This is a genomic window from Kocuria aegyptia (assembly GCF_039530085.1).
GTDB classification, from domain to species: Bacteria; Actinomycetota; Actinomycetes; order Actinomycetales; family Micrococcaceae; genus Kocuria; species Kocuria aegyptia.
The window spans coordinates 178,025-193,459 of the sequence record NZ_BAAAOA010000010.1 but is presented as its reverse complement, the minus strand read 5'-3'; the positions used below and the strand labels follow the sequence as shown (position 1 = coordinate 193,459).

14 protein-coding genes are annotated in these 15,435 nt (G+C 74.6%); 8 read left to right on the top strand and 6 right to left on the bottom strand.

Translation table 11 applies throughout. From position 1 onward, the window contains the following. From ABD220_RS04740 to ABD220_RS04730, 3 genes are all read right to left on the bottom strand, one after another. Positions 1 to 1,893: AMP-dependent synthetase/ligase (locus ABD220_RS04740; RefSeq protein WP_344120262.1), on the bottom strand; the 1,893-nt coding region annotated here is incomplete at its 3' end. A 70-nt stretch (positions 1,894 to 1,963) separates the two neighbouring features. Then, a complete protein-coding gene (locus tag ABD220_RS04735) occupies positions 1,964 to 2,410 on the bottom strand; it encodes a hypothetical protein (protein ID WP_344120260.1) in 447 nt (148 codons plus the stop codon). Next, a complete protein-coding gene (locus ABD220_RS04730) occupies positions 2,407 to 3,261 on the bottom strand; it encodes an alpha/beta hydrolase (protein WP_344120258.1) in 855 nt (284 codons plus the stop codon). The genes ABD220_RS04735 and ABD220_RS04730 overlap by 4 nt, the downstream gene beginning before the upstream one ends. 148 nt (positions 3,262 to 3,409) lie before the next feature. Between ABD220_RS04730 and ABD220_RS04725 the strand changes: the two genes are divergently transcribed. Both ABD220_RS04725 and ABD220_RS04720 read left to right on the top strand, forming a co-directional pair. Next, the gene (locus tag ABD220_RS04725; RefSeq protein WP_344120257.1) at positions 3,410 to 4,261 is read left to right on the top strand and encodes a lysophospholipid acyltransferase family protein; all 852 of its coding nucleotides are present in this window, start codon (positions 3,410 to 3,412) and stop codon (positions 4,259 to 4,261) included. Between the two features lie 40 nt (positions 4,262 to 4,301). Further along, entirely contained in the window at positions 4,302 to 5,696 is a 1,395-nt protein-coding gene (locus ABD220_RS04720) for a class II 3-deoxy-7-phosphoheptulonate synthase (RefSeq protein ID WP_425552507.1), read from the top strand. 43 nt (positions 5,697 to 5,739) lie between these two features. Here ABD220_RS04720 and pknB read toward each other — a convergent pair whose 3' ends face one another. After that, a complete protein-coding gene (pknB, locus tag ABD220_RS04715) occupies positions 5,740 to 7,590 on the bottom strand; it encodes a Stk1 family PASTA domain-containing Ser/Thr kinase (RefSeq protein WP_344120255.1) in 1,851 nt (616 codons plus the stop codon). Positions 7,591 to 7,635: 45 nt separating this feature from the next. Continuing rightward, positions 7,636 to 8,796, bottom strand: a complete 1,161-nt coding sequence (locus tag ABD220_RS04710) for a LysM peptidoglycan-binding domain-containing protein (RefSeq protein WP_344120254.1) — start codon at positions 8,794 to 8,796, stop codon at positions 7,636 to 7,638. A 119-nt stretch (positions 8,797 to 8,915) separates the two neighbouring features. On the opposite strand from ABD220_RS04710, the gene ABD220_RS04705 reads away from it, so the two are divergent. Beyond that, positions 8,916 to 9,302: an Rv2175c family DNA-binding protein gene (locus ABD220_RS04705; RefSeq protein ID WP_344120253.1), complete on the top strand. Its 387-nt coding sequence runs from the start codon at positions 8,916 to 8,918 to the stop codon at positions 9,300 to 9,302. Between the two features lie 57 nt (positions 9,303 to 9,359). On the opposite strand, the gene ABD220_RS04700 is transcribed toward ABD220_RS04705, so the two are convergent. Beyond that, positions 9,360 to 10,511 (bottom strand): polyprenyl synthetase family protein, encoded by a 1,152-nt coding sequence (locus ABD220_RS04700; protein ID WP_344120251.1) that lies wholly within the window; start codon positions 10,509 to 10,511, stop codon positions 9,360 to 9,362. A gap of 184 nt (positions 10,512 to 10,695) precedes the next feature. Here ABD220_RS04700 and dinB point away from each other — a divergent pair, with 184 nt between their 5' ends. The 5 genes from dinB to ftsL all read left to right on the top strand — a co-directional run bounded on the left by dinB (position 10,696) and on the right by ftsL (position 15,373). Further along, positions 10,696 to 11,976, top strand: a complete 1,281-nt coding sequence (gene dinB / locus ABD220_RS04695; protein WP_344120249.1) for a DNA polymerase IV — start codon at positions 10,696 to 10,698, stop codon at positions 11,974 to 11,976. 55 nt (positions 11,977 to 12,031) lie between these two features. After that, complete coding sequence (locus ABD220_RS04690) at positions 12,032 to 12,409, top strand: DUF3040 domain-containing protein (protein ID WP_344120248.1); 378 nt, start codon at positions 12,032 to 12,034, stop codon at positions 12,407 to 12,409. Between the two features lie 600 nt (positions 12,410 to 13,009). After that, positions 13,010 to 13,441 (top strand): division/cell wall cluster transcriptional repressor MraZ, encoded by a 432-nt coding sequence (gene mraZ, locus ABD220_RS04685; protein WP_344120334.1) that lies wholly within the window; start codon positions 13,010 to 13,012, stop codon positions 13,439 to 13,441. Between the two features lie 229 nt (positions 13,442 to 13,670). Next, positions 13,671 to 14,672, top strand: a complete 1,002-nt coding sequence (gene rsmH / locus ABD220_RS04680; RefSeq protein ID WP_344120247.1) for a 16S rRNA (cytosine(1402)-N(4))-methyltransferase RsmH — start codon at positions 13,671 to 13,673, stop codon at positions 14,670 to 14,672. Then, positions 14,669 to 15,373, top strand: coding sequence for a cell division protein FtsL (gene ftsL, locus ABD220_RS04675; protein ID WP_344120246.1), 705 nt, complete (start codon positions 14,669 to 14,671; stop codon positions 15,371 to 15,373). Before rsmH ends, ftsL begins: the two co-directional genes overlap by 4 nt. Positions 15,374 to 15,435: the final 62 nt, after the last annotated feature.

Genomic DNA, 15,435 nt, shown 5'->3' with positions numbered 1-15,435 from the left:
CCGGCCCGGCAGGTGCGCCTGGGAGAGCTTCTCCTTGATCCGCTCCGCCGGGGTGGCGGGGGCGGGAGCCGGCTCGGGGGCGGGACGCGAGTAGATCTCCTCGATCCGGTCCGCGAAGTCCTGGGCGATCCTGGTCCGCTTGATCTTCATGGACGGGGTCAGGTGCCCGGACGCCTCCGTCCAGTCGACGTCGAGGATCTCGAAGGCCCGGATGCCCTCCGCGCGGGAGACCGCCTTGTTCGCGTGGTCCACGATGTCCTGGACGTGCTCGACGACCTTCGGGTGGCGCGCCGCCTCCGACACTGGCATCTCCGGATCCAGGCCCATGAGCTCCAGGCGCGCGGGGAGCACGTCCTGGTCCAGGGTGACGAGGGCGGCCACGAACGGCCGGTCGTCCCCGACCACCATGACCTGGGAGACCAGGGCGGAGGCACGGATCGGGTCCTCCAGCACGTTGGGGACCACGTTCTTGCCCCCGGCGGTGACGATGATCTCCTTCTTCCGCCCGGTGAGGGAGAGGGCGCCGTCCTCGTCGAGCGAGCCGAGGTCGCCCGTGCGGAACCACCCGTCCTCGAACGCCTGCGCGGTCAGGTCCTCGCGCCCGTGGTAGCCGCGCATGACGTGCGCGCCCCGGACCAGGACCTCCCCGTCCTCGGCGATCCTGATCTCGTTGCCCGGCAGCGGCAGGCCCACGGTGCCGATCTTGCCGATCTCCGGGGTGTTGACGGCGATCGGGGCGGTGGTCTCCGTGAGCCCGTAGCCCTCGACGACGTACACGCCGATCCCGTTGAAGAAGTGGCCCAGCCGGGTGCCGAGGGCGGCGCCGCCCGAGACGGCGTGCGTGACCTCCCCGCCCATCGCCTCCCGCAGCTTCGAGTACACGAGCCGGTCGTAGAGGGCGTGGCGGGCCCGCAGGACCGGTGACACCCGTCCGTCCTGACCGGCCCGCGAGTACGCGACGGCCGTGGCCACGGCGCGCTCGAAGATCAGGGACTTCGCCTTCCCGCCCTTCTCGGCCTTGAGCCGGGCGCTCTGGTAGATCTTCTCGAACACGCGCGGGACGGCCAGGATGAACGTGGGACGGAAGGCCGCGAGGTCTCCCATGAGGTTCTTCACGTCCGGGGTGTGGGCCAGGACGGTCCCGGAGTAGAGGGCGATCACCTCCACGAAGCGGGCGAAGACGTGGGCCAGCGGCAGGAACATCAGGGTCCGGGCGCCCGGGTGGATGATGTCCGAGACGACCAGCGCCGTGTTCTCGCACAGCCGCACGAAGTTCCCGTGCGTGAGCTCGCACCCCTTGGGCGGTCCGGTCGTCCCCGAGGTGTAGATGATCGTGGCGACGTCCTCCAGCCCGCGCGAGCTGCGGCGGGCCTCGAGCTCCTCGTCGGGGACGTCCGCGCCGGCGCGCGCGAGCTCGTCCAGGCCGGTGCCCGTGCCGTCCAGGCGCCACACGTTCTCCGCGGCGCGGAACGGGGTCTCCCGCGAGGCCGTGCGCACCGAGTCCTCGAGGGCCTGCGTCTCGACGAAGACGGCCTTGGCGTCGGAGTCGCCCATGATCCAGGCGATCTGCTGGGTCGAGGACGAGTCGTAGACGGGGACGGGGACTGCGCCGGCGTACCAGATCGCGAGGTCCGCGAGGGTCCACTCGTAGCGGGTCCTGCTGAGGATGCCCACCCGGTCCCCGGGCTCGATCCCCGCGGCCACGAGACCCTTGGCCACTCCCTGCACGGCGGCCAGGAACTCCCGGGCGTGCACCTCGCGGGGGGCTCCCTCCGCCGCCAGGACGGTGTACAGGTGCGGGTCCTCGTCCTGCCCCGCCTGCATCAGCAGGAAGTCGGTGATGCGGCTGTGGGCCGGTGGGTCCACGAGGGCGTCGGTCGCGACGTGGTGCATGGGGTTCTCCTCGGATCGGGGTCGGTGTGCCGTCCGCCCCAGTCTAGTGAATTGGCTCACGCAAACCCGATTAGACGCGGGCGCCGTCGTCCAGGTCGTCGCGGTCCTCGGGCAGGGACCGCAGCAGGTGGCCGATGGCGCCGACCACGGCGACCAGGCCCGTCACGATGGCCCACCACGGCAGGGAGCCGGGCAGCAGGGAGAGCACCACCAGCAGGACGGGCACGCCCACCAGCACGGTCCAGGACAGCAGGGCGCCGCCGCTGAGTCCCTGCGTGACCGGTCCGGGGTCGGGGGAGTAGGGCGTGTCGTCGTCCTCGGCGCCCCCCGGGTCCTCGGCGGTTTCCGCCCCGGCGGAGGGCCCGCCGGGGGCGGCGTCGCCGGGGGACCAGTCACGGGGCCCGGTCAGGTGCCGGTCGCCGGCCCGGCGCACGTCCTCGAGGTCCGACACGATCCGGCTCCACTCGTCCTCGGGACCGGGCCCGGCGCCGCCGGGCGTTCCTGGGCCCGCGGTCATCGCCGGTCCCCCCGGGCGGCCGGGCGCGACGGTCTCCCCGTGACCGGGTTGCGGCCGGCCAGCAGGGCCCCCAGGAAGCGCACGGTCCGCTCCGCGACCACGTCCGCCTCCCGGTCCAGGGTGGCCACGTGGAAGCTCTCCGCCAGCCGGACCAGCTCCACGTCCCCGCCCGCCCGGCGCAGCACGTGATGGTGGGAGGCGTCGGAGACCACGTGGTCGTGCTGCGAGCGCAGCAGCAGCACGGGGGCGCTGACCGCGGGCAGCATCCTCCGGGTGCGGGTCATGAACCGGCCCAGCTCGGCGACGCCCGCCACCGGCGTGCGCGGATAGGCGTGCTCGGTGACCCCGGGAAGGCTGATGTCGTCCCCCACGCCCCGCACGGAGGGCACCGCACGGTGCAGGGCCGGGGCGAGGCGTGCCGTGCGGCTGACGAGGGACAGGGCCGGGTTCAGGGCCACGACCCCGTCCACGGGCAGGGTCGCGGCGAGGTGCAGGGCGAGGGCCCCGCCCATGGACAGCCCGCACACCACCACGACGTCGTGCCGGGCCCGCAGCCGCTCCACGTGCTCGGCCGCGTGGTCGCGCCACTGCTCCCAGCGGATCTCCGCGAGGTCCTCCCAGCGGGTGCCGTGGCCGGGCAGCACGGGCCCGACGACGTCGGCGCCGGCCGCGTGCAGGGCCCGGCCCCACGGGCGGACGCTGAAGGGGACGCCGGTGAAGCCGTGCAGCACGAGCGCGCCCGCGGGGCCCTCGGCCGGATACCGGAAGGGGGCGCCCGGATCCTCCTCGGCGGCGGGCCCGGGGCTCGCGGAGGGAGCGGGCAGGTGCTGGTCCTCGACGGGTGGCGTCATGCGTCCATGATGTCAGGACCGGGCGCCGCCGGCGGGCGGACCGGCGTCGGCGCCCGCGCGGACGTGAGAGAATACCGGAGGCCGGACCCGGTCCGAGCGGCACGGACCCTCGCGACATCCCGATCAGCACGAAGGAGTCCTCTCCCACATGGTCTACATGTTTCTGAAGCGCTACGTCGTCGGCCCCCTGATCAACGTCGCCTTCCGTCCCGAGGTCCGCGGCCTGGAGCACGTGCCCGAGGAGGGCCCGGCCATCCTCGCGAGCAACCACCTCTCCGTGTCCGACTCGGTGTTCATGCCCGTGGCGGTGCCCCGGCAGGTGTACTTCCTGGCGAAGTCCGACTACTTCAACAGCCCCGGGGTCAAGGGGCGGGTGATGGCCGCGTTCTTCCGCGCCATCAACCAGATCCCGATGGACCGCTCCGGAGGCCGGGCCAGCGCGACGTCCCTGAGCAACGGCGGGCGCAAGCTGCTGGAGGGGGAGCTGCTCGGGATCTATCCGGAGGGCACCCGCTCCCCGGACGGCCGCCTGTACAAGGGCAAGATCGGGGTGGCCCGGCTCGCGCTCGAGACGGGGGTCCCGGTCGTCCCGATCGCCATGGTCGGCACCGACAAGGTCCAGCCGATCGGGACCAGGCTGCCGATGCCCCGCCGCAGCGCCCGGGTCACCACGATCTTCGGCGAGCCCCTGGACTTCTCCCGCTACCGGGGCCGGCAGGGCGAGCACGCCCTGCTGCGGGAGGTCACCGACGAGATCATGCACGCGATCCAGGCCCTCTCCGGCCAGGTCTACGTGGACGTCTACGCCTCGGAGCACAAGAAGCGGCTCGCCGAGCAGAAGCGCCAGGAGACCAAGCAGGCCGCGGCGGAGCTCGTCGGCACCGCCAAGGACAAGGCGCGCAGCGCCGCCCACACCGCCCGCCGGACCGCGGACTCCATCGCCCACCGCGACCGCCCCGGGGCCGCCGACGACGACCCCCAGCGGCCCACCGCCCCCTGATCCCGCGTCCGGTCCCGCCCCGGACGAGACATAGGAAGACATGATGCTCGACTTCACCGTTCCCGACAGCCTCCGCAACCTCGCCTCCCCGGTGCCCTCGGCCGCCGACTACCCGGGGCTGGACGACTGGCGCGAGCTGGCCGCCGACCAGCAGCCGACATGGGGCGACCACCCCGACTTCGCCGCCTCGATCGCCGAGCTCAACGCGGTCCCGCCCCTCGTCTTCGCGGGGGAGGTGGACAAGCTGCGGGAACGCCTGGCCGAGGTCGCCCATGGCCGCGCGTTCTTCCTGCAGGGCGGGGACTGCGCCGAGACCTTCGAGGGCGCCACCGCGGACCGGATCAGCGCCCGGGTCAAGACGCTGCTGCAGATGGCCGTGGTGCTCACGTACGGCGCGTCCATGCCCGTCGTGAAGATGGGCCGGATGGCCGGGCAGTTCTCGAAGCCGCGTTCGTCCAACGACGAGACCCGCGACGGCGTGACCCTGCCCACGTTCCGCGGCGAGATGGTCAACGGCTTCGACTTCACCGAGGAGTCCCGGGTCCACGACCCGCGGCGGATGGTGCGCGGCTACCACACCTCCTCCTCCACCCTGAACCTCATCCGCGCCTTCACCACGGGCGGGTTCGCCGACCTGCGGCTCGTGCACGCCTGGAACATGGGCTTCACCACGAACCCGGCCCACGCCCGGTACGAGTCGCTGGCCCGCGAGATCGACCGGGCGGTGAAGTTCATGGACGCGTGCGGGGCCGACTTCGACGCCCTGCGCACCACGGAGTTCTACGCCGGCCACGAGGCCCTGCTGCTGGACTACGAGCGGGCGCTGAGCCGCATCGACTCCCGCACCCACCTCCCGTACGGGACGTCCGGGCACTTCCTGTGGATCGGGGAGCGCACCCGGGAGCTCGACGGCGCCCACGTGGACCTGCTCTCCCGGCTGCGCAACCCGATCGGCGTCAAGCTCGGCCCCAAGACCACCGGGGACGACGCCCTGGCGCTCATCGACAAGCTCGACCCGCAGCGCGAGCCGGGACGGCTCACCTTCATCACACGGATGGGGGCGGGGAACATCCGGGAGAAGCTGCCGCCGCTCGTCGAGGCCGTGGAGCGCTCCGGCGCCAAGGTCGTGTGGGTCACCGACCCGATGCACGGCAACACGGTGTCCCTGCCGTCCGGCTACAAGACCCGCAACTTCGACGACGTCGTGGACGAGGTCCGCGGCTTCTTCGAGGTGCACGAGGCGATCGGGTCCTTCCCCGGCGGCATCCACGTGGAGATGACGGGCGACGACGTCGCGGAGTGCCTCGGCGGCGCCGATCCCGTCGACGAGTCCTCCTTCCAGGACCGCTACGAGTCCCTGTGCGACCCGCGCCTGAACCACATGCAGTCCCTGGAGATCGCGTTCCTCGTGGCGGGCTACCTCTCCCGCCGCTGAGCGCGGCACCGGCCGACGGGGCCGGGGCCGGACCTGCCGTCCGCTAGACGACGGTGAGGACGACCTCGGCCCCGTCCGTCGTCTGGGCCACCACGTAGCCGAAGGGCGCGCCGAGGCTCTCCTCGACGCGTGCGGGATAGCCCGCCTCCGCGAGGACCCGGACCGCCTCGTCCACGGGCCGTCCCAGCACCCCGGGAGCGGAGTCGGCGCGGGCACCGCCGGAGACGGCGAGCTCCACCGCGGACCCCTCGGCCATCGCGTGGCCCGCTTCGGGGTGCTGGCCCACGACCGTCCCGGGGGCGGCGTCGTCGGGGACCGGGGTCCGGCTGCCGACCGTCAGCCCGGCCTCCTCGAGGCGGGCCCGGGCGTCCTGCTCCGGCATCCCGGACACGTCGGGCGCGGTCGTCCGCTCGGGACCGGCCGAGACCAGCAGGACGACCTGCTCAGCGGTCCGCGCCGTGGCCCCGGCCCGAGGGTCGGTGCCGAGCACGGTGCCCGCGGGGGCCACCGGGTCCGCGGTCTCGTGGACGGCGACATTGCCCAGACCGGCCCCGGCCAGGTACTGCTCGGCGAGCTCGGGCCCCGCCCCCCGCACGTCCGGCACGCTCACGGTCCCGCCCGGGCCGGAGCCCAGGAGCCAGCCCAGGAACGCCGCCCCGGCCACCGCGAGAGCGACCAGGGCCAGCGTCCCCGCCGCGTGCAGGGGGCGGGTGGGGCGCAGCTCGACCTCCGGGCGCCACGGGTCGGAGGAGCCGCCCGGGCGCCGCGCCGGCAGCGGCCGGCCGGACGCCGCCGGAAAGCCGGGCCCGGGCGGGCGCCGGATCTCGGTGGGCGTGCTTCGCGGTCGCGGCGCCTCGGTCCGGACGGCCGCCGGGCCGAGGGCCTCGGTGGGGGCGGCGGGGCCGAGGGCCTCCGTGGGGGCGGCCTCCGCGCCCAGGGCCGCGGTGGGCGCGCCCGCGGGGTCCAGCGCCGTGGTGGCGCCGCTGTCCCGGGGCGGCGCGGGCGGACCGCCCCGGACGGAGCCGGGCGGCGGGAGGCGCGCGAGCTCGGCGGGGCGCAGGCCCGACCGCACCGCCCGGAGCTCCTCGAGGAAGCTGCCGGCGTCCGGCGGACGCCGCTGCGGGTCCCGCGCCGTGGCCCGGGCGACGAGCCGGGCCGGACCGGCCGGGAGACCGGGGTCGAGGGTGCGCAGGTCCGGGACGGCGCCCTCCGCGTGCGCCCGGGCCACGGCCAACGGGCCGCCCTCGAAGGGACGGCGCCCGGCCAGGAGCTCGAAGAGCACGATCCCCGCCGAGTACACGTCCGCCCGGGTGTCCACCCGCTGCCCGGTCACGAGCTCCGGCGAGGCGTAGCCCACCGTGCCCAGCACCGTCGCCGTCGCCGTGTGCTGGTCGACGGCGCGGGTCAGGCCGAAGTCCGCGACCGTCACCCGGCCGGTGCCGGAGATCAGCACGTTCTCCGGCTTCACGTCACGGTGCACCAGACCCGCCCGGTGGGCCGCCGCGAGCCCGTCGAGGACCGGATCCAGCAGCGCCAGCGCCTCGCCCGGGGGCAGGGCGCCCCGGCGGCGAAGGACGTCGCGCAGCGTCGAGCCCGCCACGTGCTCCATGACCAGGTAGGGCACCCCGTCCGGGGCGTGGCCCTGGTCCAGCACGGAGACGACGTGGGGGTGGGACAGCCGCGCCGCCGCCCGGGCCTCCCGCACGAACCGGTCCGCGGCGGTCGGGTCCTCCGCCAGATGGGGGTGCATGAGCTTGACCGCCACGACCCGCTGCAGGCGGGTGTCCACCGCCCGGTACACGGTGGCGGTGCCGCCGCGGGCGATGCGCGGACCCAGCTCGTAGCGGCCCTCGAGGAGGGTCCCGGTCAGGTGGTCGGGGAGCGCGTGCTGCACGGCCTCAGCCTAGGGCGGGGCGCTGTGTGCCGGCTGGGCCGGAGGTCACGGTCCGAACCGTTTCCGGTGGGCCTTGACGTTCTTGACGTACTGCTTGGTGTCGTCGTACATCCCGTACTTCTTCACGCCGTGCAGGCCCTGGTAGTACGCGGCGATGGCCACGTCGGTGCTGGGCGCGGCGCGGTCCAGCTGCCGGATGATGGCCACGCCGGCGGTGACGTTGTCCTGCGGGTCGAGCAGGTCGAGCTCCCGGCCCACGAGGCCCGAGGCCCAGTCCCCGGCGTCGGGGATGACCTGCATGGCACCCACGGCGTCCGCGGGGGAGACGGCCCGGTGGTCGAAGCCCGACTCCTGGTAGGCGTGGGCCAGGGCGAGGGCCGGGTCCACGCCCATCCGCACGGCGGTGTCGTGCACCAGCCGGCGCATCTGCTCGCGGGACGGCGCCGGACGGGAGGCCAGCTGCTCGTGGTGGCGGTTGGCGGAGTCCACCACGCCGTCCTCGTAGGTGCGGCCCAGGAAGGTGTCGCCGACGGCGCGCCCGGGTGCCGGCCGGGGCTCCTCGGCCCGCTCCGGGGAGGGGGTCTGCGCGGTCCGCACGGCGCCGGGGGCCGGCGCGGCGACCGACAGCCGCTGTCCCGGGCGCAACAGCGAGTTCACCGTGAGGTCGTTGCCGTCGAGCAGCGACTGGACCGACACCCCGCGTGCCTGGGAGATGCTCCACAGCGAGTCGCCGGAGCGCACGACGTGCTCCGCGCGGGGCGGATCTCCCGCGGGCGGGGCGGACTGCTCCGGGGACCCGGCCGCCGGGGCCGCGCCGCCGGAGAGGCGCAGCTTCTGCCCGGGCATCAGCAGCGCCGCGCCCGAGAGGTCGTTCCACCGCATCAGCTCGTCCACCGCGACCCCGTGGCGCTGGGCGACCGCCCACAGGGAGTCCCCGGGGGACACGGTGTGCACGGGGGCCTTCGTCGTCTTCTGGCCCACGAGCAGGGGCGCCGAGGCCACCTGGGCCGTCTGCGCGGGGGCGGCGTGGGCCACGCCGCTCCCGCCCAGGGCGGCCAGGGCGGCGACGGCGGTGACCGCCGAGCCCGTGCGGGCGCGGCGCGCCCACCCGGGGGAGCGGTCGTCCGGGGGCCCGGGGGTCTCGGTGGTGGTGCGGCGGGGTGCGTCGTTCGGGTCGGTCGTGTCGCTGTCGGGGGGATACGGCATGAAGTGGCTCTCTGACGCTGATCGGGGAAGGTGCGGAGGTCTCAGCCGGCTCCGCGGGTCGAGCATACCGTGGCGGGCCCGCGTGGCACGGGCACCGGCGGACGTGGCACTCTGGGGGCGTGAAGAACACATCCGGAATCAGCACCGAGGAGTTCGACCGCCTGGACGGTCTCGTCCAGGAGTGGTTGCCCCTGCCCGACGTCGCCGAGCAGCTCGGCCTCGTGGTCACCCGCGTCCACGGACTCGTCGACGACGGGACGCTCCTCGCCGTCCGCAACCCGCACGACAGCATCCGCCGGGTGCCGGCCGCGTTCCTGCTGGACGGCGCCGTGCTCGACTCCCTGAAGGGCACGGTGGCGGTCCTGCGGGACTCCGGCTTCACCGACGTCGAGGCGATCGCGTGGCTGTTCACGGAGGACGAGTCCCTGCCGGGACGGCCGGTCGACGCGCTGCGGGACGGGCGCAAGACGGAGATCCGCCGCCGGGCGCAGGCCCTGGCCTGGTGACCTGCTCCTGACCGGCGCGCCGGGCCGGCCGCGCGGCCGCCCTCCGGCGCGCCGGCTTCAGGACGAGCGGCGGACCGCGGCCGTCGCGAGGCCGCGCAGCGCGGCAAGCGGCACCGCCTCGGCCCCGAGCCGGTCCAGCGCCGTGAACGCCTTCCGGCTGAGCCGCTCGATGAGCTCCTCCGTGGAGCCCAGGGCGCCGCACGCCGTGATGATCGCGCGGAGTTCCTCGACGTCGTCCTCCGTCAGGTCCGGCCGGCCCAGGGTCTCCTCGAGCCGTGCGATCTGCGTCTCGGTGCCGAGGGCGCGCACGTAGCCGACGAGCACCGTCCGCTTCCCCTCGCGCAGGTCGTCGCCGGCCGGCTTGCCCGTGGCCGCCGGGTCGCCGAACACGCCGAGGACGTCGTCGCGCAGCTGGAACGCCTCGCCCAGCGGCAGCGCGAACGCGGAGCAGCGCTCCAGGACGTGCTCGGGCGCCCCGGCCAGGGCGGCCCCCAGTACCACGGGGTGCTCCACCGAGTACTTCGCCGACTTGTACCGGACGACGTCCAGGGCGCGCTGCACCGCGCCGTCGCGGTCCTGGCCCCCGCCGGAGACCTCGCTCTGCACGTCGAGGTACTGCCCCGCCATCACCTCCGAGCGCATGAGGTCGAAGACCTCGCGAGCGCGCCGGCCGCCCCGCGCCGCGGCGGTGGCCTCGGTGAAGGACTGCTCGCTCCAGGACAGGCACAGGTCCCCCGAGAGGATGGCGGCGGCCACGCCGAAGGCGGGGCCGTCCAGGGCCCAGCCCCGGTCCGCGTGCACGGACTCGAAGCGGCGGTGCACGCTCGGGGCGCCGCGGCGGGTGTCGGAGCGGTCGATGACGTCGTCGTGGATCAGCGCGGCGGACTGGAAGAGCTCGAGCGCCGCGCCGGCCCGCACCACGGCCGGGTCCTCCGGATCGCCGCCGGCCGCCCGCCAGCCCCAGTAGCACAGCCGTGCGCGCAGCCGCTTGCCGCCGGCGGAGAGCGCGACGACGGCGTCCAGCAGCGGGAGGGCGTCCGCCGAGATGCCACCCAGGACCGTCCGCTGCTGCCCGAAGAACCGTTCCAGCTCCGCGTGCAGCCGGGCCACGAACCGTTCGTCCTCGGCACGGAAGGCGTCCTCGGGCCGGGGCCGCGGCGCGGTGCCGGCGGGTGCGTCGGGGTGGTGCGGGAGCGGCGGGCACGTCATGGGTGGCTCGACCTCGGTCTCGGGGCGGTGGCGGACGCCCTCTGACGGCCGTCCGCGATGTCCGCCCCAGCCTATCGAAGGCCTGCTGGACGGGCCGGGGCGCTCCGCCGGCGCCGGTGCCCGGGCGGCGGCCGGGATGTCCGTGCCGAAAGCTATGCTGTGCCGGACCCGGGAGGAGGACACGGTGAACGAGACGCCGAAGGACCGGCTGGACCGCTGGCGGGCGTGCGCCGTGCTGCACGTCGACATGGACATGTTCTACGTCGGCGTGGAGCTGCTCGCGGCCCCCGGGCTGCGGGGCCGGCCCGTCATCGTGGCGGGGGCGGGCAACCGCTCCGTCGTCCTCTCCGCGTCCTACGAGGCCCGGGCGTTCGGCGTGCGCTCCGGGATGCCGCTGGCGCGGGCCCGGGCGATGTGCCCGCAGGCCGTCCTGCTCGAGCCCCACCGGGACGCCTACGACGCCTACTCCGGCCGGGTCATGGCGATGTTCCGGGAGATCACCGACCGGGTGGAGCAGATCAGCGTGGACGAGGCCTTCCTCGACGTGGCCGGAGCGGTCCGGCGGCTCGGCCCGCCGGTCGGCATCGCCCGCGGACTGCGGGCCCGCGTCCGGGACGAGCTGGGGCTGACCGCCTCCGTGGGGATCGGCGCCAACAAGACCGTCGCGAAGATCGCCTCCACCCGTTCCAAGCCGGACGGGCTGCTGCTCGTCCAGCCCGAGGACACCGTCGCCTTCCTGGCGGAGCTGCCGGTCTCGGCGCTGTGGGGCGTCGGCGGGCGCACCGCCGAGGCGCTCACCGGCGTGGGCCTCAGGAGCGTCGGAGACCTCGCGGCCGCCCCCGTGCCGATGCTGACCCGCCTGGTCGGCCGGGCCGCCGGCCACCACCTGCACGAGCTCGCCAACGGGCGGGACCCCCGCCCGGTCGAACCGGTCCGGGAGGAGAAGAGCGTGGGCGCGGAGGAGACCTTCGCCCGGGACGTCGCGGACGACCGGGTGCTGCACGAGACCCTCCTGCGGCTCAGCCACCGGACCGCCTCACGGCTGCGCCGCCAGGGACTGCGCGCCCGCCGGGTGGGGCTCAAGGTGCGCTGGGCGGACTTCACGACCATCACCCGGTCCCGGACCCTGCAGCACCCGTGCACGTCGGCCCACGACCTGCTCGAGCACGGCGTGGGACTGCTCGCCGAGCTCGGGGACCGGCCCCAGCCCGTCCGGCTGATCGGCATCCGGGCCGAGCGGCTGGAGCCTGCCACGGACGCCCTGCAGCTGAGCCTGGACGGCCGCGAGGAGGAGTGGGTGGCGGCCGAGCAGGCCATGGACCGGGTGCACGCCCGCTTCGGCGCCGAGCGCCTCGGACCCGCCCGTCTCCTGCCGCCCGCACCACGGAAGCCGGAAGGCAACTCCGAGGCTGTTGACAGCCGTGTGCGCGGTGCCAATTCAGCACCCGACGGTCTATCCTGGTAGCAGGCGGCGCCGGAACAGCCGGGATAACCGCACCCGAAGGATGAGGAGGCATACCGTGCCACTGTCCGAGCACGAGCAGCAGCTCCTGGCCCAGCTGGAGAAGCAGCTCCACGCGGACGACCCGAGGTTCGTGACGAGCATGGGTTCCCGTGCCGTCAGGGGTGCTTCCACCCGCAACATCGTCCTCGGGATCGTGATCGCCGTCGTCGGCCTGCTCGTCCTCCTGGGCGGGGTCGTCATCGACTCGATTCTGGTCGGGGTCCTGGGCTTCGTCGTGATGGGCGCGGGTGTCTACGTCGCCACCCTGCGCTCCGGCAAGCCCCGAGCCGGCGGCGAGGCCGGCAAGGGGGGACCGCCCCGCCGGTCCTCGCCCTTCCTGCAGAACCTCGAGGAGCGCTGGGACCAGCGCAACTCAGGAGGCCCGTCCTCCTGACCGTCCCGTCCGGGCGAGGCGCCCGCCACAGGGCGTCCACCGCAGGGCGGCCCCCGGTCGGACCGTCCCGCCGGGTCCTCCGCCTCCCACCGCCGCACGACGCCACGCAGGGTCCGACCAAAGCTCCCCGGTGCACCACCGGGGAGCTTTTTCGTGCCCGGCAGCGCCCCGGAGGGTGTGGCCCCACTCTCCTCCCCGCCGCTGTCCCCGGCGTCCGCCACGGCGCGCTCGGCCGCCCTCCACTCTGCTCCTCGCCGTCGTCCCCCGGCGTCCGCCACGGCACGCCCGGCCGCCCTCCACTCTGCTCCCCGCCGCCGTCTCCCGGCGTCCGCCACGGCACGCCCCGTCCTCCTCCACCGTCCTCCCCGCCGCGGGCCGCCTCGTCCGGACCGGCGCGCCGCTGCCTCCTCCACCGCCCACCCCGCGGCCCGACACCGGGCCAGGGCCAGGCCCACCTGGGGTGACGCCCGTCGCGGGGCCCGTGCGCCGCGCCACGGCGCGGCGCACGGGCCCCGCGTTCGTTGACCGGGGAGTGAAGTGGAGTAAAGTGGGGCGAAGAGATGGATCTGGGAGAACTCTCGGGCTGGAGAGGCGGTGAGCATGTTTCTCGGAACGTACTCACCCCGTCTCGACGAGAAGGGCCGCCTGATTCTGCCGGCGAAGTACCGGGAGGAGCTGGCGGAGGGACTCGTGCTGACCCGCGGTCAGGAACGGTGCCTCTACGTGTTCAGCGTCCGCGAGTTCGAGCGGGTCCACGAGCAGCTGAGGGCGGCACCACTGTCCTCGAAGCAGGCCAGGGACTACATCCGGGTCTTTCTCTCGGGCGCCTCGGACGAGGTCCCGGACAAGCAGGGCCGAGTCACCATACCGCCGCCGTTGCGGGACTACGCCGGGCTGGGCCGGGAACTCGCCGTGATCGGCGCGGGCACCCGGGCGGAGATCTGGGACGCCCAGGCGTGGAACGAGTACCTGAACGAGAAGGAGGCCGTCTTCTCCGACACCGAGGAGGAAGTGGTGCCCGGGCTCTTCTGAGCACCGGGCCGCCGAGACCACCGCGGAGCACGCGGAGCCGCTTCCCGGATGAGATCTCCAGCCGCACAACCGTCACCGTCCTGACTCACCTTCCCCTGAGCCAGGCCGGATTCGAGGGACGGCCAGCGGATGGGGTTCTGATCCTGGAAGGCCCGCCACCGCACCACGGCGTCGACCCGGCGCCTGACACCGAAGACCGTTCCACCGTCGACCGCCGAAGAGAGGGCCCATGGCGCAACGCCCAGCCGAGCAGCTCCACGTTCCCGTGCTGCTCGATCGGTGCCTCGACCTCATGGCTCCGGCGCTGGGCGAGAACGGCGCCGTTGCGGTGGACGCGACGATGGGCATGGGCGGCCACTCCGAGGCGTTGCTGCGGCGCTTCCCCGGCCTGCAGCTGGTGGCCATCGACCGGGACCCGCAGGCGCACGCGCTGGCCGGCGCGCGGCTCGCCCCGTTCGGGGACCGGTTCCACCCCGTGCACACGACGTACGACCGGATCCCGGAGGCCCTCGGCCGCCACGGGTTCGACCACGCGGACGCGGTGCTCTTCGACCTCGGGGTCTCCTCCTTCCAGCTCGACGAGCGCGAGCGCGGCTTCGCCTACTCCTACGACGCGCCCCTCGACATGCGCATGGACGCCACAGCGCCCGTCACGGCCCAGGACGTGGTCAACGACTACAGCGAGGAGGACCTGCGCCGGATCCTGCGGGACTGGGGCGAGGAGCGCTTCGCCGCCCGCATCGCCCGCGCGATCGTGGCACAGCGGGCCAGGACCCCGCTGCGGACCACGGGCGAGCTCGTCGAGGTCGTCCGCGGTGCCGTGCCCCAGGGAGCCCAGCACCGCAAGGGGCATCCGGCGAAGCAGACGTTCCAGGCGCTGCGGATCGAGGTCAACGAGGAGCTCGACGTCCTGCGCCTGGCGATCCCCGCCGCACTGGACGCCGTGCCCGTCGGCGGCCGCGTCGTGGCCATGAGCTACCACTCCCTCGAGGATCGGATCGTCAAGCAGGCCTTCGCCCGCGGCGCCGCCTCGACGGCCCCGAAGGGCTTCCCCGTGGAGCTCGACCAGCACAAGCCCACCCTGCGGGTGCTGACCCGCGGGACGGAGACCCCCACTCCCCGGGAGATCGACGAGAACCCCCGTGCTGCCTCCGCGCGACTGCGCGCGGTGGAGCGCATCCGAGAGCACGTCCCCCCCACAGCACAGAACGCGCAGAGGTACACGGCATGAGCGGAACCGGACTCCAGCGACGCCCCGCACGCCCGGCCTCCTCGCGGACAGGCATCGGTGCCTGGGCCGGGCGGCGCGGGCAGCGACCCCCGGTGGAGGGCACCTCCGCCCGTCAGCTGAGCACTCCGGCACCGCACCCGCAGGAGCCGTCCGGGTCCACCCGGGCTCCGCTGTCGGTGGTCCCGGGGCGGGCGCGCCGGCAGCGGGTCTCCACCGTGGTGCTCAGCCTGGTGGCGCTAGTGGTGGCGCTGGCCTCCATCCTGGTCCTGAACATCCAGATCTCCGGCGGCCAGTACCGGCTCGTGGAGCTGCGCGCCCAGGAGCAGGCCCTCAGCCAGCAGAACGAGGCGCTCACCCAGGACCTCGAGTTCTACAGCGCCCCGCAGAACCTCGCGGTGATGGCGACGGACCTCGGCATGGTCCCCGCGCAGGGCTCGGGCACGGTCGACCTCACGGACGGGACCGTGGACGGCGATCCGCCGCCCGCCGAGCCCCAGGAGAACCACGAGATCCTCGTCGACCACGCCCACCAGACCGGCTCGGAGGCCGCGGACCGCGCCGCCCAGCGGGCCGAGGACCGCGAGCAGGAGAAGGCGGAGCAGGAGCGGCGGGACGCGGAGCGCCGGGACCGCGAGGACGCGGCGCCGGCCGCGGACGGGAACTCCCTCCCGGCCCCGCCGCAGCGCACGCCCGGGGAGTGACCGGGGCACTGGCCCCCGCACCCGCCGGCAGCAACCTCCCGGACATCTCCCAGTCGCAACCA